This is a genomic window from Streptomyces boncukensis, from assembly GCF_011045075.1.
Lineage (GTDB): Bacteria > Actinomycetota > Actinomycetes > Streptomycetales > Streptomycetaceae > Streptomyces > Streptomyces boncukensis.
In genome coordinates this window covers 1-1,674 of the sequence record NZ_JAAKZZ010000908.1, presented here as the reverse complement: position 1 = coordinate 1,674, position 1,674 = coordinate 1, and the positions used below count along the sequence as shown (strand labels likewise).

General features: G+C 75.6%; 2 protein-coding genes. Both read left to right on the top strand.

Annotation, left to right across the window (positions count from 1 at the left end):
- Nucleotides 1-76 precede the first annotated feature (76 nt).
- On the top strand, nt 77-991 hold the full coding sequence (locus G5C65_RS36900) for a putative selenate ABC transporter substrate-binding protein (RefSeq protein ID WP_165303399.1): 915 nt from the start codon (nt 77-79) through the stop codon (nt 989-991).
- 85 nt (nt 992-1,076) lie between these two features.
- On the top strand, nt 1,077-1,674 hold a 598-nt coding region (locus G5C65_RS36895), incomplete at its 3' end, for an ATP-binding cassette domain-containing protein (protein ID WP_165303398.1).

Below are 1,674 nucleotides of genomic sequence, written 5' to 3'. Positions count from 1 at the left end.
CGCCTCCTCTCTCCGAGCCCGCCCCCGACTCCCGACCAGCCAAGGCCAGGACCGGCCAAGGAACGAGAGGGTGCCCATGCCTGCGATATCCCTGCCCCGCCGCGCGCTGCTCCTCGGCCCCGCAGCGGCGCTGCTGTCGAGTGCCTGCGGCAGCGCCGGCGGAGCCGGGGCGGACCGGCGCGAACTCGGGATATCCGCCATCCCCGACCAGGATCCCGAGCTGCTCAACCGGCTCTACCCCGCCGTGGCCGAGCGGTTCGCCGACGCCACCGGACTCCGGGTGCGCTACCGGCCCGTCACCGACTACACCGCCGTGGTGCGGGCCTTCGAGGTCGGCGACATCCATCTGGCCTGGATGGGCGGGCTCACCGGAGTGCAGGCCCGCAAACGGGTGCCGGGCGCCGCGGCCTTCGCCCAGCGGGACATCGACGCGGGCTTCCGCAGCCTGTTCATCGCGCACACCCGCTCCGGGCTGCGGCCGTTCGAGAGGGTCGGCGGCCTGCGCGAACTCGCCGGGCACACCCTCACCTTCGGCAGCGAGACCTCCACCTCCGGCCGCCTCATGCCCGAGTACTTCATGCGGCAGGCCGGGCTCCGCACGCGCGATCTGAAGGGGAAGCCCGGCTTCTCCGGGTCGCACGACGCCACCATCGAGGCCGTGGCGGGCGGCAGCTTCGAGGCCGGGGCCGTCAACCAGCAGGTGTGGGAGGCGACGTCCCGCAAGGACCCCGCAGCCGTGCGCTCGGTGCGGGTGCTGTGGCGCACCCCGGGCTACGCCGACTACCACTGGCTGGCCCGCCCCGACCTGGACGACACCTTCGGGAGCGGCACCCGGGGAAAGGTGCGGAAGCTGCTGCTGGGGCTCGACTCGCGGGACGCCGAGGACGCCGAGGTGCTGAAGCTGTTCGGCGCCGAGTCGTTCGTCTCCACCCGCGACTCCGCCTACGACCGGATCGAGGACGTGGCCCGCGACCTGGGGCTGCTGGCGTGAGCGGCGCACGCGCGGCTGCCGGGCCGCAGACAGCGACGAAACCCGCACACAGCCGCGCGGGCGGAGAAGCGAACGGGGAAGCACAGTGAGCGGCGCGTCCCCCGCGGTTCTGCTGCGCGGCGCGGGGCGCCGGTTCGGTCCGCACGAGGCGCTGCGCGGGCTGGACCTCACCGTCGGGGCCGGGGAGCGCGTGGCGGTGCTCGGCGCCAGCGGCGCGGGCAAGAGCACGCTCCTGGCCCTGCTCAACGGCGCGCTGGAGCCGACCGCCGGCAGCGTGGAGGTCCTCGGCGAGCAGCCCGCGCTGCTGCCGCCAGCGCGGCGGCGGCTGCTCCAGCGGCGCATCGGCTCGGTGAGCCAGGACCTCGCCCTGATCGAGCGGGTCCGGGTGGTGCACAACGTCAACGCGGGGCGGCTCGGCCACTGGAGCACAGCCCGCGCGCTGGCCTCGCTGGTCTGGCCCCGGTCGCTCGGCGCGGTGCGGGACGCGCTCGACCGCGTCGGGCTGGGCTGGGCGCTCCACGAGCGCACCGAGCGCCTCTCCGGCGGTGAGCGGCAGCGGGTCGCGGTCGCCCGGCTCCTGGTCCAGGCACCGGAGCTGGTGGTGGCCGACGAGCCCGTCGCCAGCCTGGACCCGGTGCGGGCCGCGGACATCCTCGGCCTGCTCGGCTCGCCGCCGCCCGGCC

Bases quoted from the DNA above. Each gene is read 5' to 3' on its own strand.
- G5C65_RS36900 (WP_165303399.1), top strand. From the start codon at position 77: ATGCCTGCGATATCCCTGCCCCGCCGCGCGCTGCTCCTCGGCCCCGCA.